General features: G+C 55.7%; 23 protein-coding genes and 1 other RNA gene. 15 read left to right on the top strand and 9 right to left on the bottom strand.

What is annotated here, in order from left to right; genetic code table 11:
- Positions 1-235 precede the first annotated feature (235 nt).
- Positions 236-574 carry a P-II family nitrogen regulator gene (gene glnK, locus N7922_RS19025; RefSeq protein WP_002891893.1) on the top strand — a complete coding sequence of 113 codons (339 nt, stop codon included), beginning with the start codon at positions 236-238 and terminating at the stop codon, positions 572-574.
- Positions 575-604: 30 nt separating this feature from the next.
- Positions 605-1891 carry an ammonium transporter AmtB gene (gene amtB / locus N7922_RS19020; protein ID WP_263097783.1) on the top strand — a complete coding sequence of 429 codons (1287 nt, stop codon included), beginning with the start codon at positions 605-607 and terminating at the stop codon, positions 1889-1891.
- A gap of 69 nt (positions 1892-1960) precedes the next feature.
- On the opposite strand, the gene tesB is transcribed toward amtB, so the two are convergent.
- Complete coding sequence (gene tesB, locus N7922_RS19015; protein ID WP_263097782.1) at positions 1961-2821, bottom strand: acyl-CoA thioesterase II; 861 nt, start codon at positions 2819-2821, stop codon at positions 1961-1963.
- 214 nt (positions 2822-3035) lie between these two features.
- Between tesB and N7922_RS19010 the strand changes: the two genes are divergently transcribed.
- Positions 3036-3605 (top strand): YbaY family lipoprotein, encoded by a 570-nt coding sequence (locus N7922_RS19010; RefSeq protein WP_263097781.1) that lies wholly within the window; start codon positions 3036-3038, stop codon positions 3603-3605.
- Positions 3606-3642: 37 nt separating this feature from the next.
- Here N7922_RS19010 and N7922_RS19005 read toward each other — a convergent pair whose 3' ends face one another.
- The gene (locus N7922_RS19005; RefSeq protein WP_263097780.1) at positions 3643-3954 is read right to left on the bottom strand and encodes an MGMT family protein; all 312 of its coding nucleotides are present in this window, start codon (positions 3952-3954) and stop codon (positions 3643-3645) included.
- 165 nt (positions 3955-4119) lie between these two features.
- Here N7922_RS19005 and ffs point away from each other — a divergent pair.
- Together ffs and N7922_RS18995 are read left to right on the top strand one after the other, a co-directional pair.
- An RNA gene (ffs, locus tag N7922_RS19000) (signal recognition particle sRNA small type) lies at positions 4120-4216 on the top strand.
- A gap of 283 nt (positions 4217-4499) precedes the next feature.
- Positions 4500-5093 carry a hypothetical protein gene (locus N7922_RS18995; protein ID WP_263097779.1) on the top strand — a complete coding sequence of 198 codons (594 nt, stop codon included), beginning with the start codon at positions 4500-4502 and terminating at the stop codon, positions 5091-5093.
- A gap of 3 nt (positions 5094-5096) precedes the next feature.
- On the opposite strand, the gene N7922_RS18990 is transcribed toward N7922_RS18995, so the two are convergent.
- Positions 5097-6518 (bottom strand): PLP-dependent aminotransferase family protein, encoded by a 1422-nt coding sequence (locus tag N7922_RS18990; RefSeq protein WP_263097778.1) that lies wholly within the window; start codon positions 6516-6518, stop codon positions 5097-5099.
- Between the two features lie 84 nt (positions 6519-6602).
- Here N7922_RS18990 and N7922_RS18985 point away from each other — a divergent pair, with 84 nt between their 5' ends.
- From N7922_RS18985 to N7922_RS18950, 8 genes are all read left to right on the top strand, one after another.
- On the top strand, positions 6603-7214 hold the full coding sequence (locus tag N7922_RS18985) for a YczE/YyaS/YitT family protein (RefSeq protein WP_263100954.1): 612 nt from the start codon (positions 6603-6605) through the stop codon (positions 7212-7214).
- A 138-nt stretch (positions 7215-7352) separates the two neighbouring features.
- Positions 7353-7820 carry a hypothetical protein gene (locus tag N7922_RS18980; RefSeq protein ID WP_263097777.1) on the top strand — a complete coding sequence of 156 codons (468 nt, stop codon included), beginning with the start codon at positions 7353-7355 and terminating at the stop codon, positions 7818-7820.
- Between the two features lie 32 nt (positions 7821-7852).
- The gene (locus tag N7922_RS18975; protein ID WP_263097776.1) at positions 7853-8398 is read left to right on the top strand and encodes a GNAT family N-acetyltransferase; all 546 of its coding nucleotides are present in this window, start codon (positions 7853-7855) and stop codon (positions 8396-8398) included.
- 234 nt (positions 8399-8632) lie between these two features.
- Complete coding sequence (locus tag N7922_RS18970; protein ID WP_263097775.1) at positions 8633-8884, top strand: hypothetical protein; 252 nt, start codon at positions 8633-8635, stop codon at positions 8882-8884.
- Entirely contained in the window at positions 8881-9099 is a 219-nt protein-coding gene (locus tag N7922_RS18965; RefSeq protein WP_263097774.1) for a hypothetical protein, read from the top strand. The genes N7922_RS18970 and N7922_RS18965 overlap by 4 nt, the downstream gene beginning before the upstream one ends.
- Positions 9100-9350: 251 nt before the next feature.
- On the top strand, positions 9351-10430 hold the full coding sequence (locus tag N7922_RS18960) for a LacI family DNA-binding transcriptional regulator (protein ID WP_263097773.1): 1080 nt from the start codon (positions 9351-9353) through the stop codon (positions 10428-10430).
- Between the two features lie 105 nt (positions 10431-10535).
- Complete coding sequence (locus tag N7922_RS18955) at positions 10536-13610, top strand: beta-galactosidase (protein WP_263097772.1); 3075 nt, start codon at positions 10536-10538, stop codon at positions 13608-13610.
- A gap of 60 nt (positions 13611-13670) precedes the next feature.
- Entirely contained in the window at positions 13671-14024 is a 354-nt protein-coding gene (locus tag N7922_RS18950; RefSeq protein ID WP_263097771.1) for a DUF1428 domain-containing protein, read from the top strand.
- Positions 14025-14032: 8 nt separating this feature from the next.
- Here the strand turns inward: N7922_RS18950 and N7922_RS18945 are convergent, their stop codons facing one another.
- A complete protein-coding gene (locus N7922_RS18945) occupies positions 14033-14578 on the bottom strand; it encodes a flavin reductase family protein (protein WP_263100953.1) in 546 nt (181 codons plus the stop codon).
- A 43-nt stretch (positions 14579-14621) separates the two neighbouring features.
- Positions 14622-16181, bottom strand: coding sequence for an EAL domain-containing protein (locus tag N7922_RS18940; protein WP_263097770.1), 1560 nt, complete (start codon positions 16179-16181; stop codon positions 14622-14624).
- A gap of 99 nt (positions 16182-16280) precedes the next feature.
- Here N7922_RS18940 and N7922_RS18935 point away from each other — a divergent pair, with 99 nt between their 5' ends.
- The gene (locus N7922_RS18935; protein WP_263097769.1) at positions 16281-16997 is read left to right on the top strand and encodes a GntR family transcriptional regulator; all 717 of its coding nucleotides are present in this window, start codon (positions 16281-16283) and stop codon (positions 16995-16997) included.
- Between the two features lie 2 nt (positions 16998-16999).
- On the opposite strand, the gene N7922_RS18930 is transcribed toward N7922_RS18935, so the two are convergent.
- Positions 17000-18199 (bottom strand): enolase C-terminal domain-like protein, encoded by a 1200-nt coding sequence (locus N7922_RS18930; protein WP_263097768.1) that lies wholly within the window; start codon positions 18197-18199, stop codon positions 17000-17002.
- A gap of 276 nt (positions 18200-18475) precedes the next feature.
- On the opposite strand from N7922_RS18930, the gene N7922_RS18925 reads away from it, so the two are divergent.
- Positions 18476-19846 (top strand): PTS transporter subunit EIIC, encoded by a 1371-nt coding sequence (locus tag N7922_RS18925; protein ID WP_263097767.1) that lies wholly within the window; start codon positions 18476-18478, stop codon positions 19844-19846.
- Between the two features lies 1 nt (position 19847).
- Here the strand turns inward: N7922_RS18925 and N7922_RS18920 are convergent, their stop codons facing one another.
- Genes N7922_RS18920 through N7922_RS18910 form a run of 3 tightly spaced genes read right to left on the bottom strand, consistent with a single transcriptional unit; the run spans position 19848 to position 22098 of the window.
- The gene (locus N7922_RS18920; protein ID WP_263100952.1) at positions 19848-20507 is read right to left on the bottom strand and encodes a methionine ABC transporter permease; all 660 of its coding nucleotides are present in this window, start codon (positions 20505-20507) and stop codon (positions 19848-19850) included.
- Positions 20504-21295: a methionine ABC transporter ATP-binding protein gene (locus N7922_RS18915; RefSeq protein ID WP_263097766.1), complete on the bottom strand. Its 792-nt coding sequence runs from the start codon at positions 21293-21295 to the stop codon at positions 20504-20506. Before N7922_RS18915 ends, N7922_RS18920 begins: the two co-directional genes overlap by 4 nt.
- Positions 21292-22098, bottom strand: a complete 807-nt coding sequence (locus N7922_RS18910) for a MetQ/NlpA family ABC transporter substrate-binding protein (RefSeq protein ID WP_263097765.1) — start codon at positions 22096-22098, stop codon at positions 21292-21294. Before N7922_RS18910 ends, N7922_RS18915 begins: the two co-directional genes overlap by 4 nt.
- Positions 22099-22112: the final 14 nt, after the last annotated feature.

Below are 22112 nucleotides of genomic sequence, written 5' to 3'. Positions count from 1 at the left end.
ACTGAGGCTCTTCTTTGTTGGTGCAAAAAAGTAACGCACCATGCACTATTGTGGTGCGTTTTTCTTTGCCAGGAACATTCCGAACCGTCACCGGCGTTTTGTCTTTTTCGCCTTTTCCCTGTCCGCACGCACTAACAAACTGAAATCCTCCCTGTTTTCATTCTTGGCACACCGCTTGCAGTATCCCTTATGTATTAGCTGCGGCCATTATCGAATTTCGACTGGAGGGGGATCTATGAAGCTGGTTACCGTGGTGATTAAGCCATTCAAACTCGAAGACGTTCGTGAAGCACTGTCTTCTATTGGTATTCAAGGGCTGACCGTAACAGAAGTAAAAGGTTTCGGACGTCAGAAGGGTCATGCCGAGTTGTACCGCGGTGCGGAATATAGCGTCAATTTCCTGCCGAAAGTGAAAATTGATGTGGCGATTGCTGATGATCAGCTTGATGAAGTGATCGATGTCATCAGCAAAGCGGCCTACACCGGAAAGATTGGCGACGGCAAAATTTTCGTTGCCGAGCTGCAACGCGTCATTCGTATTCGTACCGGCGAAGCCGACGAAGCGGCACTGTAATACCAGGCACACAGTGATAGGGATGGAAAAATGAAGAACACAACATTAAAAACAACGCTCGCTTCCCTGGCACTCCTGCCGGGTCTGGCAATGGCGGCTCCCGCTGTTGCAGACAAAGCGGACAACGGCTTTATGATGATCTGCACCGCGCTGGTGCTGTTCATGTCGATTCCGGGCATTGCGCTGTTTTACGGCGGTCTGATCCGTGGCAAGAACGTCCTCTCCATGCTGACGCAGGTTACCGTGACATTCGCACTGGTGTGCGTTCTGTGGGTGGTCTACGGCTACTCGCTGGCGTTCGGCACCGGCAACGGTTTCTTCGGCAGCTTTGACTGGGTGATGCTGAAAAATATTGAGCTGACCGCTGTAATGGGCTCCATTTATCAGTACATCCATGTTGCGTTCCAGGGCTCTTTCGCCTGTATCACCGTTGGCCTGATTGTCGGTGCGCTGGCGGAGCGTATTCGCTTCTCCGCAGTGCTGATTTTCGTGGTGGTATGGCTGACGCTCTCCTATGTGCCGATTGCGCACATGGTATGGGGTGGCGGTTTGCTGGCGACAGATGGCGCACTGGACTTCGCGGGCGGTACCGTTGTACATATCAACGCCGCTATCGCCGGGCTGGTCGGTGCCTACCTGATTGGCAAGCGTGTGGGCTTTGGCAAAGAAGCGTTTAAACCGCACAACCTGCCGATGGTCTTCACTGGTACCGCAATCCTGTATGTGGGCTGGTTTGGTTTCAACGCCGGTTCTGCCGCTGCGGCGAACGAAATCGCAGGCCTGGCGTTTGTTAACACAGTGGTCGCGACCGCTGCCGCTATCCTGGCATGGGTCTTTGGTGAGTGGGCAATGCGCGGTAAACCGTCTCTGCTGGGTGCATGTTCAGGCGCTATTGCCGGTCTCGTTGGCGTAACCCCGGCTTGTGGCTACATTGGTGTGGGTGGCGCGCTGATCCTCGGTCTGATTGCTGGTCTGGCGGGTCTGTGGGGCGTGACTGCACTGAAACGTATGCTGCGTGTCGATGATCCGTGTGACGTGTTTGGTGTCCACGGCGTGTGCGGCATCGTCGGTTGTATCCTGACCGGTATCTTCGCCTCCACGTCACTGGGCGGCGTAGGTTATGCCCAGGGCGTGACCATGGGCCACCAGGTGCTGGTGCAGTTAGAAAGTATCGCTATCACTATCGTGTGGTCCGGTGTTGTGGCCTTTATCGGCTACAAACTGGCCGACATGACAGTGGGTCTGCGTGTACCGGAAGATCAAGAGCGTGAAGGTCTGGATGTGAACAGCCATGGCGAAAACGCCTACAACGCCTGATTGAGTTACGTTATCTCCTGAGCATAAAAAAGCCTCCCAATGGGAGGCTTTTCCTTTTGTTGCGGGCAGTTAACCGCGATTACGCATCACGCCTTCCTGTACGGTGGAGGCGATCAGCACGCCATCCTGAGTGTAAAACTCGCCGCGGACAAAGCCGCGCGCGCTGGAAGCCGAAGTACTTTCCACACTGTAGAGCAACCACTCGTTGATATTAAATGGACGGTGGAACCACATAGAGTGATCGATGGTGGCGACCTGCATACCGCGCTCAAGAAAACCCACGCCGTGAGGCTGTAGGGCAACCGGCAGGAAGTTGAAGTCAGACGCGTAACCCAGCAGGTACTGATGGACGCGGAAATCTTCCGGCACGGGACCATTAGCCCGCACCCACACCTGACGCTCAGGCCCGGCAACATGGCCTTTCAGCGGGTTATGAAACTCAACCGGGCGGATCTCCAGCGGTTTGTCGCTGATGAATTTTTCTTTGACCATCGGCGGCAACAGATGGGAGAGATCGCGGGCGATATCGGTTTCGGACTTCAGTGAGTCCGGCGGTGGCGCAGAAGGCATGGTTTTCTGGTGCTCATACCCTTGCTCAGGCGCCTGAAACGAGGCGGTCATATAGAAAATCGGCTTGCCGTTCTGCACTGCCGCCACCCGACGGGCACTGAAACTGTTGCCATCACGCAGGACTTCCACATCATAGACGATCGGTTTCTGGCTATCGCCCGGGCGCAGGAAGTAGCTGTGAAAAGAGTGAACCAGACGGTCTGCGGGCACAGTCTCTTTGGCGGCGTATAACGCCTGGCCCACCACTTGCCCACCAAATACCTGGCGCAGGCCCAAATCTTCGCTCTGTCCACGAAACAGACCTTCTTCAATTTTTTCCAGATTCAATAATGCCAGCAGATTCGTAAGCGCTTGACTCATAGATTTCCTCAGATAAATAACGGCCGACAAAGCGAATGCTTAATTGATTATAACCTGGAAATGAAAGTGGTCCGATGGGTGCAATAATCTGAATAGTAGGGGGTTTACAGGAAGAAATCGCGGGTATGTGCCACACTTGTTCTCGTTACGATGGTTTAACCACACATCCTGGCAGGCGCGACCCTGCCGGTGCATTGACGATAAGGAGAATTCAATGAAACTCGTGCACATGTTAAGTGGTTTAGCAGTGGCTGTTGCACTGTCCGCCTGCGCCCATAAGGGCGGCGATATTCCAACGCCTGCACCCAACCCGAATGCGCCTGCGGCGACCAATAAACCCGCCATTGCGCAACCTAACGTTTCCGGTACGGTTTGGATCCGCCAGAAAGTGGCGCTGCCGCCGGACGCCGTATTAACCGTCACGGTTTCTGATGCGTCACTGGCTGACGCGCCGTCGAAAGTGATTGCACAAAAAGCTGTGCGTACCGAAGGCAAACAAGCGCCGTTCAGTTTCGTGCTGCCTTTTAACCCGGCGGATGTTCAACCCAATGCGCGTATCCTGCTGAGCGCGGCGATTACCATTAACGACAAAATTGTCTTTATTACCGATAGCGTTAAGCCGGTTATCAACCAGGGGGGGACCAAAGTTGATCTGACGCTGGTGCCGGTACAGCAAACCGCCGTACCGTTGCAGCAGAGCGGCGGCGCAGCAACGACGGTGCCGTCAACGTCACCCACGCAGGTGAACCCTTCTTCTGCCACACCGGCGCCGACACAGTATTAATCCGCACCTGTGCTCCTCTCCTTCGGGGGAGGAGCCTTCAATAGTTCCAGCGGTAGCGCTGCATATCAATTTGCCCATTCCCGGCGACCACTACCCCGTCGGCCAGCAGTGCCTGGCGCTGACGTTGTAAATCCGGCCCGGTCAGTGAGATTCGGCCATGACGATTTACCACCCGGTGCCACGGCAGCGTACTGCCTTCCGGTAAGCGTTTGAGTACGCCGCCCACTTGCCTTGCTGCGCGTGGCGAGCCTGCCAGTTTGGCCACATCGCCATAGGTGGTGACGCAACCTTCCGGGATGGCGGCGACGATTTGCCAGACGCGCTGCGGAAACGAATCCTCTCTTTCCATAATCAGTTCCTGAAGAGTGAATTTGCAGCATAAACAGCCTTGTGGATGCTGTGAAGAGGGGATTGTGCAAGAAACCAGCATCCGTCCGGCCATGGCTTGCAATTGCCACCCCGGACAGGGATAATGCGCCAGCGCGTTGGTTAACAACGCTCTCAATGGGGGCTCTGTTGGTTCTCCCGCAACGCTACTCTGTTCACCAGGTCAGGTCCGGAAGGAAGCAGCCAGGGCAGAGGACGTGTGTGCCGGGATGTAGCTGGCAGGGCCCCCACCCATTTGCGCCTCATTTAGCGGAGTCGCGCAAAAATAACCCCGCAGTGACATTGCGCTTTCAACGTTTCCGACATGGCTTCTCCTCGTTAATCAAAACCGGAACAACGCTTTCAACCTTAGTCTGCTTTTACACTCTTGCGCCTGGCCGGCAATCGCACTGTGCTTTTTATACGGCTGCAACACACTTTGTCTGCGATAAAAAAACGGGTAGGGTTAGCCGTGGCGTTTTCGTCAGACGATTTTCGCAAAAATGCACAGGATAAACAGGAAGGGAAATGCGTAACTTTTTGATGGTATTAGCGTTATCAATCTCTACGGCATCTTATGCTGCCAGCCTGCAATCGGGGATTTACGAAGGGCTGCAACTTGCGGTTTCCCCGGCAGGGGATGTCACGGGTTACTATTCTGAAACCCTGGGGCAAGGTGTCACCCGTAACTGCTCTTTTGCGCTGGCGGGAAAAGTGAACGCATCGCAGGAAGCGGATATCCGCAGCTGGTCATCAGACGTACTGCCGGGGCATATTGCGGCAACGAAGAACGGCGTCGTGTTGCGCATTCCGCAGGGGCAAAGTCACGACGGCTGCATCAATGTGATGGTGCCGCTAATTGATGAAGGGCTGGAACTGGAAAGTACGCGGAAGACCCATTGGTTGTCGATGGCGGAAGTCAGCGGTGAGCGGGTCTATTTAAGCAACTCACCGGATGTTGCAACGCGGCGCAAAGCGTGGCTGGTCAAAGGCGACGTGGTCGGCGTGGTGAAAAACCAGTCTGACTGGACGCAGATCGAGTTTGTTAGCGAAAGCGGTAAAACCACCACCGGCTGGGTAGAAAACAGCAAAATCAAACCCTTAACACCACCCGAAGTATGATCGTCACACCATGCTCCTTTTTACCAGCGTGTGGTGTTGATTCAGTGTCATCCACAGAGGCTTGAGCCGCAGCAGTGCGTGCTCAAGTTCTGCCGAATCCAGCGCGAACGGCATCCGCAAATAGCGCTCAAACGCACCGGGCAGGCCAAAGCGCGTGCCCGGACCGAGATGGATGCCAATCCCCTCCGCCCGGGCGGCAAAGAGTGTCGACAGTCTGTCGGGGAGCTCTACCCAGAACGAGAGCCCGCCATCCGGCGTCTGAAAACGCCAGTCGGGAAAGTGCGTCTGCATCAATGCAGCGCAACGATCGCGACGTGTTTTGAGCATCTCCCGGCGTGCCGGCAAAAAGGTACGCGTGTTCTCCATTAACCACTGCGTTGCCAGTTGTTCCAGCAGCGGCGACCCCAGTTCCAGGGTATCGCGGGTCTGGGCAAGCGTCGCAACGGTGCGTGATGAGGCGCGGATCCAGCCCAAACGCAGTCCTCCCCAAAAACTTTTACCCGCTGAACCGAGCGTAATGACCGTTCCCTGCGGATCGAACGCCGCCAGCGGAGGCGGAGGCGACGCGTTATACCAGAGGTCTACCATTGTTTCATCCACCACCAGCGTGGTGCGGGTACGTGCGGCAATGGCTGCGATCTCTGCACGCGTGGCGCTGTCCATGCAACGCCCGGTAGGGTTATGAAAATCAGGCATCAGGTATGCCAGACGGGGTGCAGTCTGCGCCAGCGTGGCGGCAAAGCCGTCGGTGTCCCAGCCGCTTTGCGGGAGCGATACGCCAACCGGCCTGCAGGATGCCCCCTGAATAGCGGCAATAGCCAACGGGTAGGTTGGATGATCGACCACCACGCGATCGCCTGGCCCGGTGAGCATCCGTAGCACCAGCGCCAGTCCACTGAGCGCGCCATTGACGATCATCACTTCATCCGCATGCGTGGGTAAACCGCGTTCGCTATAGCGCGCGGCAATCACTTCACGCAGCGGCAGCAGGCCGAGCTGGCCGTAGCCCGTTTGCGACAACCACGGCGTCATAGCGGTCAGCGAGTGGGTATAGGCCTGGTGGATTTCCGGGCCAGCACTGAGCGCGGCGGTGGAGAGATCCAGCGCCATGCCCGCAGTGCTGAGTGTCGGAACACTGCGATTGTCCGGCAGGATCACGCGGGAACCGCTGCCATGGCGGCTTTCCAGATACCCTTCATCACGCAGATGTGCCAGCGCACTGGCAATCGTGGTGCGGCTGACATCCAGGGTTAATGCCAGCTCCCGCTCTCCCGGCAGGCGAGTATCCAGCGCCAGTCTGCCATCGAGGATCAGCAAGCGCAGGGCATCGGCAAGCTGACGCCAGAGCGGTGTGCGTGAGGGGGCTTGCTGCCAGCGTCCCAACAGGCGCTGTAGCGATTGACTACCCAATCGGCGGGATGACATATGCAGTCCACTATTTGAAAACTGGACATTAATCATAATGCCATTTCCGGTAAAGATAAAAGCCAGAACAGCCGGAGAACAATGATGCTACGTCGATTACTGCAACTCTATATTGGTTTAAGCCTGTACGGTCTTTCCACCGCCATGTTCGTGCGTGCGGATTTGGGTGCCGATCCGTGGAACGTGTTTCACCTTGGTGTAGCGAAACTGCTGACGATGGATATCGGCACGGTGATGATCATTACCGGCGCGCTGGTGCTGCTGTTCTGGATCCCGATTCGCCAGCGTCCCGGGCTCGGAACCATCAGCAACGTGATTGTGATTGGTCTGGCGGCGGATGCCGCGCTATCGTTGATGCCAACGCTGGAGACATTGCCCGCTCGCGGTGCGCTGCTTGTGCTTGCGGTGATCGTAAACGCCCTCGCCACCGGGATGTATATTGGCGCGGGATTTGGCGCAGGGCCGCGTGATGGATTGATGACGGGGATCCACGCCCGCACGGGCTGGTCGGTGCGCAGCGTACGCACGGCTATTGAAGTGTCGGTGCTGCTGATTGGCTGGCTACTGGGCGGGACCGTTGGCGTCGGCACGGTTCTGTACGCGCTGGCGATCGGCCCGCTGATCCAGATTTGTTTGCCGTGGTTTCGCCACACACCCCGGGTAAAACCTGCGTCGCCAGCGGAAGTTGTGAGCTGACGGAGGGATAGCATGTCGCGTTATCCTCCGTCCATACCCTAAATTTTGTAGTCAGCATACGGGTTTACTTTACAAAAGGGATGGAGGATTCTGGGGCAAGATAAGAATGTTCTTAGTCCCCGTTAAGAGGAACGCGATGTGAAATACCCGCTTGTCGTTGTGATAGCTGCGGCTACCCTTGTTGGCTGTGCAACGCAAAAACCCACCATTCCCTATCAGAATTACCGACGGATCGCCGTGCAGGAAGTGGCGGCCAACAAGTGTGCGGAACTGGGTTATATGGATTTTCAGGTCGCTGCGGCGGCAAAAAACTTTGCCGCCCAGGATTTGAATAGCTGGACTTACGACCCTGTAGTTTACCGGTCCGTTTTTGCGACGGTCGCCGCCAGCGCGGCAACAAACCCGCCAGGCAAAAGCCAGTGTGATGCCTTTTCCGTGTCCGTTATCCAGCGTAACCAGCAGCAACAGCAGGCTTACCAGCAACAACAGTTAGCGCTACAGCAGCAGCAACAAATTAACCAGTCCATGCAGACGCTACAGAGCACGATGCCGAAAACCACCTACTGCAATAAGATTGGCTGGCAGACGGTATGTAATACCTATTAAGCCGGTTTACCTGTCTAATGGAGCGACGGTGTATGGCAACCCCCAGGCTTGAAACAGCACGACTGATCCTTGAACCCCTGGCATCGGAAGATGCCGCGCAAATTCAGCGCATCTTTCCTCGTTGGGAAATCGTTCGTTACCTGATTGCCAGTGTGCCCTGGCCCTATCCGGATGATGCCGCACAACAGTATGTTGATAATGTGGCGCTGGTGTCGAGCAGGGAGGGAAAAGGCTGGTACTGGACGCTACGGCGCAAAGATTCACCGCAGACATTAATGGGTGTTATCTGTCTTATGGATATCCCGGACAACAACCGCGGCTTCTGGCTGGCACCGGAGTGGCAGGGGCAGGGCTATATGATGGAAGCCTGCCGGGCGGTAACTGATTTCTGGTTCAACGTGTTGGATCGCGATGTCCTGCGCGCGCCAAAAGCCGCAATCAACACCCGTTCGCGGCACATTTCCGAGCGTAGCGGTATGCGGCTGGTTCGTCTGCAAAAGGGTGACTATGTGGCGGGGGAGCTGGAGACCGAGTTGTGGGAAATCACCCGTGAAGAATGGCGGAATTTGAATCACTGAAACCTGTCAGCTGTGATGGCTGGCGGGTTTATTTCCGCTTTTTAGAGATATATTTATTCGCGTTGAATTAATTTGTCATTTTATTGAAATATTACCTTCATTTAAATGTCATAAAAATAAGGCAGAATTGTTGTGGGAATTTTTTAACTTGTTATAAATTTGAAATATATTTCTGGATCACTTTCATAAGTTCGTGTATTAATTAGCGTGCTTATTCACACAGAAGGGATAATCATGACCAGTGCCGTATTGAATGTAAAAATTGATGAAGCGCTAAAAGAAAAACTCCGTCATTACGCGGAAGTGAATAGTGAAAATCTCAGCACGGCGACAGAGAAACTGCTGCTGGTGGCATTTCAGGCAGTGGAAGAGGCGGGAGTATCGGAAGAAGATATTGATAATCAGCATACTGAAGAAGAAAGTACCGCTCCGTTAAATCCCAAAGAAATCAAAGCACTACGCAAACTTCTGAAGAAGAAAAAATGACCCAACAACTGCTCGAAACGGCCAGCAACTATGGCGAAGCCTGCGAGATGTTGCGCTCCGGCTTTGTAAAACAAGTTCGCCTGGACTGGAATATCGGAAGCGATGAGTTCTTTCGCATCGCATCTGACTGGTGTGACGCTGGCGCGAAAATCAAAAAAGAGGGAAGCAGTTTTATTATTTCCATTAAGGGATTCCCTATTCCACGCCAGCAGTAATCTTTTTGTCATGAAACTGTCATTAAATTTGCATTCAAAAATGTGAGGATGGTTCGACAATAACAATATATAACCATCTCAAAACACATTAAGGATGATGTTTACGGCGGGCCGATTGTGGCTCGTCGCTATTTCTTTTTGCCGATTTCATCATTATTTCCTCCTCTCATGTATTCACCCTGACCGCTCTCACAGGCGCTATCCGGTAAAACGGGTATACTGGCGCAAATTGTTTGCAGCCAGGAAACATCATGAAAACCATCACCCTTTACGATGTCGCGAGTTTAGCGGGGGTCTCTTATCAGACCGTTTCCCGTGTGATCAACGATGCGGAACACGTCTCTGCGCGAACCCGTGAGAAGGTGCTGGCGGCCATGGCGGAGCTGCATTACGTTCCCAATCGCGGCGCACAGCAACTGGCTGGCAAACGCAGCAAAACGCTGGGGTTGCTGACGACCGATTTGGCGCTGCATGCCCCTTCGCAAATCGCCTCTGCCGTTAAATCCCGCGCCGGGCAGGCCTCCGCCAGCGTGATTATCTCCATGCTTGAACAGCACGACGCCGCCAGTTGCGTGGCGGCATTGCAAGAGTTGCTGGCGCAGCGCGTGGAGGGGGTGTTGATCAATGTGCCGTTGGATGATGCATTGGCGCAACAGCTGGCGGCGCAGGTGCATCCCACGCCGGTGCTGTTCCTTGATGTGGGGGAGACGGCCGGGGTTAACAGTCTGGTGTTCGATGCCAGGCAGGGGGCGCGTCTTGGCGTGGAGCATCTGCTGGCGCAAGGGCATCGCCGTATTGCGCTGTTGGGTGGACCGGAAACCTCGGTCTCCGCGCGGGCGCGTTTTACCGGCTGGGTAACCGCGCTGGCAGATGCGGGCCTGACCCCGTGCGCCAGTGCCTGGGGCGACTGGAGCGCAGCGTCCGGCTATGAAAAAGCGCATGGTCTGCTCAGCGCCGCCGCGCAACCCCCGCAGGCCATTCTGGTGGCGAACGATCAGATGGCCCTTGGCGTAATGCGCGCCTGTGCGGAAAAAGGGATTGCTGTACCCGGGCAGATTTCGGTGGTGGGGTACGATGACACTGCCGACAGCGCCTGGTTTTCTCCGCCGCTAACCACCGTACGACAGGCGTTTAAAGAGGCGGGAGAGCGGAGCGTTGACTGGTTGCTTAACGCTTCTGAGCAGGATGCAGTAAACCAGATCTGCTTACCCGTGACGCTGATTGAACGTCTGTCCACTGCACCGGCGCAAACGCAGGAGGTCAGCGGTGAAGTGCTGGCCCGGCGCTTACATGAACTGGCGCAACTGGCGGTACTTTTGGATCGTCGCTAACGCTTTTGTGATCCCATTCGCTTTCGGCGGATCCGTGGCTTTACCTGCGGTGAAAAGTGCGTCATTGTGATCTGGATTGTGAGCGCTTCGCAAAATGAGGTTTCTATGTCTGCTTCCGCATTACGTACGTTGATCGCCCGCCGCGACTGGGAAAACCCGGTCATCACCCACTGGCATCGTTTACCGGCCCATGCCCCACTGCGTAGCTGGCGCGATGAATACGCGGCGAAAGACGATACGCCATCGCCCGCGCGCCGTTTGCTCAATGGCGAATGGCGCTTTCGCTTTTTCCCCGCGCCGGAAGCGGTGCCGGAGAGCTGGATAACGGAAGAGAGCGACGATGCGGTTGCTATGCCGGTGCCGTCTAACTGGCAGATGCAGGGGTTTGATACGCCGATTTATACCAACGTGACCTACCCGATTCCGGTTAATCCGCCCTTTGTGCCGCAGCAAAACCCGACAGGTTGTTACTCGCTCACATTTGAGATGACAGAGCAGGCGCTGGCACAGGGGCAGACGCGTATTGTGTTTGATGGCGTCAACTCGGCTTTTTATCTGTGGTGCAACGGCCAGTGGATCGGTTACTCCCAGGACAGTCGCTTACCGGCGGAGTTCGATCTCAGCGATGTGCTGCATGTCGGGCAGAACCGACTGGCGGTAATGGTGCTGCGCTGGTGTGATGGCAGTTATCTGGAAGACCAGGATATGTGGCGCATGAGCGGTATCTTCCGCGATGTTTCGCTTCAGCATAAACCGGCGACGCACATTGCAGATTTCCACCACACTACGGCGCTGAACGCAGAGTTCACGCACGGGCAGGTAAAGGTGGATCTCCAGCTTGCAGGTGAATATCGCGCGTGTCACGTCGCCGTTACGCTGTGGCGTGACGAAGAGAAAATCGCCCAGGCGCAGCAAGCGCCCGGCAGCGCCATTGTCGATGAGCGCGGCGCATGGGCGGAGCGCCTAAGTGTGTCGTTGCCCGTCTCCGGCCCACTGCTGTGGAGCGCGGAAATGCCGCACCTTTACCGCCTGACCCTGACGCTGCTTGATGAGCAGGGTCATGTGCTGGAAGTCGAAGCCTGCGACGTGGGCTTTCGCAAAGTGGAAATCAGCAACGGTTTGCTGAAACTTAACGGTAAACCGCTGCTGATCCGTGGGGTTAACCGCCACGAGCACCACCCGGAAAACGGTCAGGCTATCGATGAAGCGACGATGCGCCGCGATATTGAACTGATGAAGCAGCACAACTTCAATGCGGTGCGCTGCTCCCACTATCCGAATCATCCGCTGTGGTACCGCCTGTGTGACGAGTACGGTCTGTACGTGGTGGACGAAGCCAATATTGAAACCCACGGTATGACCCCGATGAGCCGCTTGTCGGACGATCCACAATGGCTGCCGGCGATGAGCGAGCGCGTTACGCGTATGGTGCAGCGTGACCGCAACCATCCGTCGATCATTATCTGGTCGCTGGGTAATGAATCCGGTCACGGCGCCAGCCATGATGCGCTGTACCGCTGGCTGAAAACCACCGATCCCACCCGCCCGGTGCAGTATGAAGGCGGCGGGGCGAATACCGCCGCGACCGATATCATCTGCCCGATGTATGCCCGCGTCGATGAAGATCAGCCGTTCCCGGCGGTGCCGAAATGGTCAATAAAAAAATGGATCGGCCTGCCGGATGAAACGCGGCCGCTGATTTTATGCGAGTACGCCCATGCAATGGGCAACAGCTTCGGCGGCTTTGCCAAATACTGGCAGGCGTTTCGCGAAACTCCGCGTTTGCAGGGTGGTTTCGTCTGGGACTGGGTTGATCAGGCGCTGACAAAAACCGATGCCAACGGGCAAGCATTCTGGGCTTACGGCGGTGATTTTGGCGATACGCCGAATGACCGCCAGTTCTGTATGAACGGGTTGGTCTTTCCCGATCGGACGCCACACCCGGCGCTCTATGAGGCGCAGCGCGCGCAACAGTTTTTCCAGTTCCGGCTGCTCTGCACCACGCCGCTGATCATTGACGTGGAGAGCGAGTACCTGTTCCGAGCGACCGATAACGAGTATCTCCGCTGGGCCGTGGTCCGTGATGGTGTGGTGCTGGCGCAGGGCGAGACCACGCTGGAGATCGCCCCACAAGGTAAACAGCAGATTGCGCTGACCATTCCCGAGCTGGAGAGTGCGCCGGGCGAAGTATGGCTGAATGTCGACGTGTACCAGAAAGCGGCAACGCGCTGGTCGGACGCCGATCATCACTGTGCCTGGGATCAGTGGCGCTTGCCGTCGCCGCTCTTTATTGCGCCGCGTAAAACAGTCTCTTCCCGCCCAACGCTTGCCGTGAGTGAAGAAGATTATGTGATTCATCAGCGCAACCAGCGCTGGCAGTTCTGCCGCCGTAGTGGTGATCTGATCCAGTGGTGGCGAGATGAGCAACCCACGTTGCTTACGCCATTGAGGGATAGTTTTGCCCGCGCGCCGCTGGATAATGACATCGGCATCAGCGAGGTGACGCGTATCGATCCTAACGCCTGGGTTGAGCGCTGGAAAGCGGCGGGTATGTATGATCTGAGTGCTGAATTGCTGGCCTGTGAAGTAGAAGAACACGCTGCGGACATCGTGGTCACGACCACGCACCGCTGGCTGGGAGCCGGTAAAACCGGGTTTGTCAGCCATAAGCGCTGGCGTATTGATGGCGAAGGGGTTTTGCACGGTGAGGTAGACATACAGGTGGCGACGGATATCCCGCCGCCGGCGCGTATCGGGCTGGTTTGTCAGTTAGCGGAGGTGCAGGCGTCGGTTAGCTGGCTGGGGCTGGGGCCGCATGAAAACTACCCTGACCGTAAACTGGCGGCGCGCCAGGGGCGATGGACGTTGCCGCTTGCCGCGTTGCACACGCCGTATATTTTCCCGGGCGAAAATGGTCTGCGCTGTGATACCCGCGAGCTGCATTACGGCGCGCATCATCTGAACGGGGATTTCCATTTCTCCCTTGGCCGCTACAGCGACAGGCAGTTGCGTGAAACGACGCACCACCATTTGCTGCGCGAAGAGGTGGGCTGTTGGCTGCATCTGGATGCATTCCACATGGGTGTCGGCGGTGATGACTCCTGGAGTCCGAGCGTGTCGCCGGAGTTTATTCTGCGCAGTGAGAGAGTGCGTTACGCCTTTTGCTGGCGGCAGGACTAAACTTATCGGGCCTGATGCGGCAGGGCCCTCCTGCCGCGCAGTCACTTCGGGGGCTGACGCATGAAGTATGTCGATGGTTTTGTGGTCGCGGTTCCGGCGGACCGAAAAGACGCATACCGCCAACTGGCGGCGAAGGCGGCGCCGTTATTTAAGGAGTTTGGCGCCACGCGTATTGTGGAGTGCTGGGCGGAAGATGTACCTGCCGGGAATATCACTGATTTTCGCATGGCGGTAAAAGCCGAAGACCACGAAGAGGTGGTCTTCAGCTGGATAGAATACCCGTCGAAAGCCGTGCGCGATGCGGCAAACCAGAAAATCATGGCCGATCCCAGAATGCGTGAACTGGGTGAGGAGATGCCATTTGATGGTAAACGTATGATCTACGGCGGCTTTGTTCCTATTCTGGATGAGTGAGCTGTCCTTCAGGAGACTTTGGTGAACAGCGCTTTGCGCTCCATCACCTCGCCATCGGTACGGAATATACCTCCACCCACATAGTGCAGCGTTTGCGGCCATTGGGGTTGGGGGTTGACCCGCGCGGCAACCACTTCAAAAATAAAAAAATTATAGTTATCCACCATGGCGTCATCGTAGAGGCGGCATTCAAACTGCCCATAACACTCGCCGATGGACGGTGCGCTGACCTTTTCGCTTTGCTCTGCTGTCAGGCCAAATTCGGCAAACTTGTCGACCTCATCGCCGGTGCAGTTACCGATACGGGCGACGGTGTCGATCATCTGCGCATCCGGAAGGTTTATCACACATTCGCCGCTCTGTCGGATGCGCTCAAAGCTGGCGTTGCCCGCCGAAATCATGCAGCCGACCAGCGACGGCGAGAACTCCAGAATAGTGTGCCAACCTAAGGTCATTATATTGTTTCGCCCTTGCCAGCGGCTGCTTAAGAGCACCACCGGGCCAGGTTCCAGCCAGTGCCGGACATCATGCAGCGGCCAGGATTGCTTTTTCATCATGCTTCCTCCGCGTGTTTAACCACTGTTAACAGTAGCAAACTCAGCGGGACAGCAGATTATTTTCCGCCCAGTGAATAAACTCTTCAGTCGGTAGCGCTTTGCTGTACAGCCATCCCTGACCATATTCCACGCCATACTCCGTGAGCCACTGCAACTGGCCTTCGGTCTCAATTCCCTCGGCAACCATCGCCAGCCTCAACGCTTTCGCCATCTCGATGATATGCGGCGCGACGGTTTTGTACTCCAGCGCATCCACAAAGGACTTGTCGATTTTGATGATATCGACATCCAGGTTTTGCAGATAGCTGAGGCTGGAGTAGCCGGTGCCAAAATCATCGATGTAGATGGCGTGTCCCGCCTGGCGTAATCGGTGAATCGCCGGATTGCTCACGGCCGGGTCCGCAAAGCCGCGTTCGGTCAGTTCAAGCGCCACCTGGGCCGGGGAGAGTTGCCACCGTTCGAGCTGGTGCGCCAGCAACGCGGGAAGGGCTGGATCCAGCAGATCGGAGGGTTCAAGGTTTATCGAGACATGCTGTTGGGGGTGTTGCTGCAACCAGCGCCCCAGGTTGTTAAACACCGTCTCGATAATCAGTTGTGTGAGTTGCGGCATCAAACCGCTGCGGACCGCCAGCGGAACAAAGATATCCGGCGCGAGCAGATTTCCGTCCTGTTGTCGCCAGCGCGCCAGGGCTTCTGCGCCGACGATTCGCCCGCTGCCCAGGGCGACAATCGGTTGATAAACCATGCTGATTTCGCGGCTGCGGATGGCGTCCTGCAACTGATATTTGGGCGATTGCAGGCGGCGCAATATCCGCAGCAACAGCAGCGCAATCAGCATGCTCATCAGTAAACCAAAGGGCAGCCAGATCACCAGCAACCGGTGCCAGTTTTGCGCCAGCGGAGCAAGCGATGCCCAGGTGACAATCGCCAGCCCCATATCCGCATCGCGCAGAATGGCATAAGCCGATCCATCGACTTGCATTTTCTTTGGCCCGTCCGGGGTGATTTGCGTCAGTACCTGCGGATCCAGCGTTGAACTGCCCGCAATGATCTGGTGCGTTTTGGTGCTGATCAACGCCACATTCACCGGCCAGGAGCCAAAAGAGAGTACGTCAATAAACGACAGCGGGTCGGTCATCACCACATAATGGTCGGTGCCGATGGCAATCATATACTGCGACAAACCCACATCGTTATGGCGTGTAAGCCACGCGCGAAAGCCGTCGTCGGTGATTTTTTCCGGCTGCGGAAACGGCGGAACATGACTGTCTATCTCCATGGATGAACACTCGGGTTGCAGCCCGTTCATGGAGATGGCTTCCCGCACATAGCGCCAGGACCAGGAGATGCGACGCATCGCCAGCAGGTGCGCCGGGGTGCAGCGCTCGCCCTTGTAGCTTTCCAGTTGCCGGAGCGCTTCCTTACTCTGATTAACGACGCGCTGGGTGCGCATATCCGCCAGTTCCGAGTAAGTGTCCAGCTCATTCATAAACGTTTCTTCAGCCTGGCGGTGTGTGAACCAGATGCTCAGCGCCACAGGCAGAAAAAAGGCGAGCACCAGCACGCCTGTAATAAGACTCACCAATCGTCGGTTCGTCATCACCAAAAATCCCTCTTTGATACTGATAAACGTAGAGTATCTTTAACTTGCTGATGTTATAACACGGCGCAGTGATTGTTTTCTTTCAGGATCGGATGGATGAAGAAAAAAGATTTCGTGACGCAGGATTTGCTAAGCAAAATTTATCAAATCAGCGAACCAGGCCCGCGTAAACTCCCTCCGGAAAGACAACTGGCGCAGGAGTATGGCGTATCGCGTTTTACCATCCGTCAGGCGGTGGAAAAACTGGCCAGCATCGGCGTTGTCCGCATCGTGCAGGGTTCCGGCATCTGGATTAACGAGCAGGCGCGCAATAACCCGATGGTGTACAACTCGATCACTGAAAAGCGTTTCGATCAGATCCGCTTTCGCATGATTAGCCTGCATAAAAAACGCCCGAACCGCGATGAACAGCAAATCTTTGGTCTTACTGACGAGAGTTTTATCTGGCAGTTTTGCCGCCTGCGTTTTGTGGATGATGTGGCGGTGCAGATTGAAGTGTCCAGCATGCCGGTACGGGATTTCACCGATCTGAATCAGCAGGTGATTGAGCGCTCGCTACAGCAGTATGTGCTCAGTAAGGGGTATCGCATTTCGCACCTGCTGACCACCTACCGCGCGGTAAGCGTGAGCCGTGAACAGGCGGCGCTGCTGGGGTGTAAAAAAGGCAGCCCGGCGATGCACATCAATAACCGCGGTATTCTTGAAGGCGGGCAGGTGTATGAAATCAGCGACATTATTGATATCAACTACACCTGCACGTACGTTATTCCTCACAACCGTGAAAATCTGACGTTCCGCCAGGGCGGCGGGTGAAGCTACGGCGTGTGGATCGCGCCATCGGCGATCCGGCTTTGCGTCCACTCATGCGGGCGATAGCAGCCCGGAAATGCGCGTGCGCGCTCTTCATTAAAGCCCACACCGATACCTGCTGTTTCCGTGGCGTAAACAAAGCCATCTTTCACCACTGGCGCGCCGGGGAAAACGTCGTCGGTGCTGGCAGAGCGGGGGATAAACTCCTGAATTGCCGCATTATGCAGGTGAATATTGAGATGCGTATTCACCGCCACGCCAATCGGCGTCATATCGCCCGGACCATGCCACGCCAGACGTACGCCGAAGGCCTGGCAAAGGATGGCCAGCTTGAGTGCCGGGGTGATACCGCCAATCTGCGAAATATGGCAGCGGATAAAATCGATGCGGCGGTTCACAATCAGATCGTGCCACTCCGCCGGGTTATTAAAGAGCTCCCCCATCGCCAGCGGTGCGCTGCTGTGCTGGCGCACCTGATCCAGCCATGCGCTTTGCGCGGGTGGCAAAATATCTTCAATAAAATAGGGTTGCCAGGGCTCCAGTTGCTTCGCCAGTTGCACCGCTTGCTGTGGGAACAGACGTTCATGAACATCGTGCAGAATGTGCAGGCGATAGCCATATTTTTCGCGCAGCGCTTTAAACATGGCGACGGTATTGGTCATATATTCCTGCTGATCGTAATACGCGCCAGCGGTCGGGTTTTCCGGTGTGTGCATTTTCGCCGGCGTACCGCCGTAAAAACCGAGCTGGCAGCGGATATGGCGATAACCTTGTGAGATCAGCGTATCCACCGAGGCGAACAATGCTTCCAGCGTATCGCCGCTGGCATGGCTATAAGCAGCGATGGCATCGCGGGATTTCCCCCCCAGCAATTGATAGAGCGGCATACCCGCCAGTTGGCCTTTAATATCCCACAACGCCATATCCACGCCGGAGATGGCGTTATTCATAATCGGCCCGTTACGCCAGTAAGCGTTAACGTTCATCATTTGCCACAGGTCTTCAATGTGGTTGGCGTCCCGCCCGATAAGCAACGGTTTCAGGTACTCATCAACCAGCGTTTTGACCGCCAGCGGGCGCTGCTGGAAGGTTGCACAGCCGTGCCCCGTCACGCCTTTATCGGTTGTGACCCGCACCGTTACCAGATTATGGCGGTCGGGACGAGTAATAAAACATTCGATATTTTTAATAAGCGTTGGCGTCACGGGAACTCCTTTATAGCGTGAAATAAGCGACTGAACGCTATTATCTTCGCCCTAATTTTTCGGAAAGGTAAACCATTTTGTGTAATAAATTTTTTGGTCTGTTATTGCTTTATTTTTTAATTAAAAGCCGTACCAATTTTGATTATTAAGTGTTTTTATTGCCTTGTTGGTGGTTAATTGTGATGAGATTCATATTTTATTGGTTTGTTTTGAGATTTGGCTTTCTCTACCATTTATCTCAATGACTAAAACGACAACATTCCGGCAGGAGTTTTTATGGGGACGCAAGAAGCCATCAGCAATATTATTCGCCTGGTTGGCGGCCGAGATAATATCAACAACGTCTGGCACTGCATGACGCGGTTACGCTTTGACTTGATTGACGACAACAAAGTGGACCAGGGCGAAATCAAAAAGCTGCCGGGCGTGCTGGGCGCGCAGTTGCAAAGCGACCAGTTCCAGATAGTGATTGGTCCCAAAGTGAATAGCTGGTACGAGCAACTGCTCGCCATGCTGGGGAAAGCGCCGGAGCATACGGCAGGGCAGGGAAAAGCCCGTAAAAGCCTGGTGTCGATGTTTATGGATACCGTTTCCGGCGTTTTCGGGCCGATTGTGCCCGCCATTGCCGGAGCCGGGATGATCAAAGGCCTGCTTGCCGGGTTGATTGCGCTGAAAGTGGTTTCGGCGAAGAGCGACACGGTGGTGATCATCGATTTGATCGCCAGCGGCGTTTTCTATTTTCTGCCCTTTTTCCTTGCCGTATCGGCAGCGAAGATCTTCAAAACCAACGAGTATCTGGCCGCAGCGATTGCCGCTTGCCTGATGTACCCGTCGCTGATTGACGCCGCGAAAGCGCTGGCGGCGCATCAGGACGGCGCAGTGAGCGCGTTCTGGCTGCTGAGCGCCGTTCCGGTATCGGTGTTTAACTATTCGGCCAGCGTGATCCCGGTGATCTTCTCGATACTGGCGCTCAGTTATATTCATCGCTGGGTCGATAGCATCATGCCGGATGTGCTGAAAACGGTGTTTACGCCAACCCTGACGCTGTTTCTCGGCGCGCTGGCGGCGCTGGTGGTGATTGGCCCGATTGGCATTTATCTGGGCAAAGGGCTGGCGCTGTTTATCGAAGGGTTGTTCAGTGTCTCCGCCAGCTTTGCCGGGTTGATTGTCGGGGCGATCCGCCCGGTGGCGATCCTCACCGGCATGCACCATGCGATGACGCCGATTGCGTTGCAAAACTTTAGCGAACGCGGCTACGACATGCTGATGCCGATGATGTTTATGGCCAATATGGCGATTGCTGGCGCAACGTTTGCTATCTGGCGACTGAGCAAAAACCGCCAGGATAAAACCGTCACGCTGTCGGCGGCTATCTCTGCCCTGTTGGGGATCACCGAACCGGCGCTGTTTGGCGTACTGACGCGCTACAAAAAAGCGTTTATCGCCGCCACTGTCGCCAGCTCGCTCGCTTCCGCGTTTATTGCCTTCTTTGGCGTGCGGCTGTATGGCTATATTTTGTCGAGCATTTTCAGCCTGCCTGCCTACATTGGGCCCTATTTTATCTTTGCCGTTTCCGGGGTGGCGATCGCGCTGGTGCTGTCGTTTATCCTTACCACCCTGCTGGTGGGCAAAGAGACGCAGGCCTAAGTTACCGTCGGTGCGCCAGTCGGCGCACCAGGCGCTCTCCGGTCATTTGCACCCCCTGCACCATGACAACCAGTATGATCACCGTTCCGGCCATCACCTGATCGTTAAACCGCTGATAGCCATAGCGAATAGCCAGATCGCCCAGACCGCCGCCGCCAATGACCCCGGCCATCGAAGTAAAACCAATCAGCATCACCACGGTTAAGGTGATCGCTGCCAGCAGCGTTGGCAGGGCTTCTGGCAATAATGCTTTGCCGATCACATGCCAGATATTGCCGCCCATCGACAGAATGGCTTCTATCCGCCCGTAATCGACTTCATCCAGCGCGCTTTCCGTCAGGCGGGCAAAAAAGGGAAACGCGCCAATGGTTACCGGAACCACCGCCGCGGTGCTGCCAAGCGTGGTGCCAATCAGCAGACGAGTGAAAGGTATCAACGCAATCAGCAGCACGATAAACGGCAACGACCGACCGATGTTGATCAGCGTGCCCAGGATGGCATTTATTTTTGGCATTGGCGCCAGGCCATTGCTACGGGAAATAAACAATAATACGCCGACCGGCAGACCGATCAGGATGGTGAAAAGTGCCGCCAGCCCAACCATATAGAGGGTTTCCAGCGTGCCGTTGACCAGCAATGGCCAGAGATCTTCCCAGTTCATGCGACCACGCATAAGGGCCTCCCGTCGAAACCATGGCGGGCGAGGAAATCCCGCTCGGCCTGGGGATCATGCAATAACGCCTGACGCAGACGCGACCAGGGGGCGACCAGCAGATCGGCTATGCGCCCGCTTTCAACCACTTCGCCGTTTTCCAGCAACGCGGCGTGATCGCAGAGGGTCTTCACCACCTCCAGCTCATGGGTGATCAGCACAATGGTCAGTTTTAACTGTTGGTTGATATCGGCAAGAAGTTGCAACACCGAGGCGGTGGTTTCCGGATCTAACGCGCTGGTGGCCTCGTCGCACAACAGGACATCCGGTCTGGCGGCCAACGCTCGGGCAATGCCAACGCGCTGTTTCTGACCACCGGAGAGCTGAGAAGGAAAAGCCTGTGCTTTTTCGCTCAGACCGACGAGGTAAAGCAACTCTTCAACGCGAGCCTGGCGCAACACCTTCGGTACGCCAGCGATTTCCAGCGGCACGGCGACATTGTCGGCCACCGTGCGCGCATGCAGTAAATTGAAGTGCTGGAAAATCATGCCGGTACGCAGACGGTGTTCGCGCAGCCCGGCTTTATCCAGTTGCGTAATGTCGCTGCCATTGACAATGATGCGGCCCGTTGTGGGCCGCTCCAGCAGATTCAGACAGCGGATCAGCGTGCTTTTTCCCGCGCCGCTGCGCCCGAGGATGCCGTAAATTGCCCCTTTCGGCACGCTTAACGACACATCTTTTAACGCCGGTCGGCCTGCTCCGGCGTAGATTTTACTCAGCCCTTCAATCTCAATCATGATTGCGGCGCAACCGGGATCACCGAGCCGTTGTACTGCTTACGGATAAACTCCGCCACCTGCGGCGAGGTCAGATCTTTCGCCAGCTCCTTAATGCGTGGATCGTTCGCCAGTTGCGGGTTGGTGACCAGAATATTGGCATACGGATTGTGGCTGGCGCTTTCCAGTCCCAGCGCATCTTTCGACGGCGTTAAGCCTGCTTCCAGCGCATAGTTGCCGTTGATCACCGCCAGATCCACATCATCCAGCGAACGCGGGATTTGCGGCGATTCCACTTCGAGGATCTTCAGGTGTTTCGGGTTTTCGGCAATGTCTTTCGGGGTCGCCAGCGTGGTGGCCGGATCGGTAAATTTCGCCGCCAGTTTAATCAGTCCCTGGCTTTGCAGCAGGAACAGCGCACGGCTTAAGTTGGTGGCGTTGTTGGGAACGGCGACGGTGGCGTTATCCGGCACGGATTTAAAGTCTTTGTATTTATGCGAATAGATACCGAGTGGTTCAATATGCACCGTGGCGGCGACAGCAAAGGTTTTACCCAGCGCTTTTTCCTGATCTTTCAGGTAGGGCACATGCTGGAAATAGTTGGCGTCGACATCGCCGTTTGCCAGCAGCTCATTGGCGTTGGCGCCGCTGGTCAGTTCCACCACTTTCAGATCCAGCTTCGGATCAATCTTTTTGATGTAGTTGAGAATTTCGGCATGCGGTACCGGATCGGCGGCGACGCGCAGCGCGTCGGCTTGCGCGGAAGTCCATACCAGTGAAAGAGACAGTGCTACCCCTGCCAGAGTAAAAGCGGCATGTTTCATGATGTGTGTTCCTG

Source organism: Kosakonia sp. ML.JS2a, from assembly GCF_025642095.1.
Taxonomy (GTDB): Bacteria; Pseudomonadota; Gammaproteobacteria; order Enterobacterales; family Enterobacteriaceae.
This window is presented reverse-complemented; position numbering and strand designations above follow the sequence as displayed.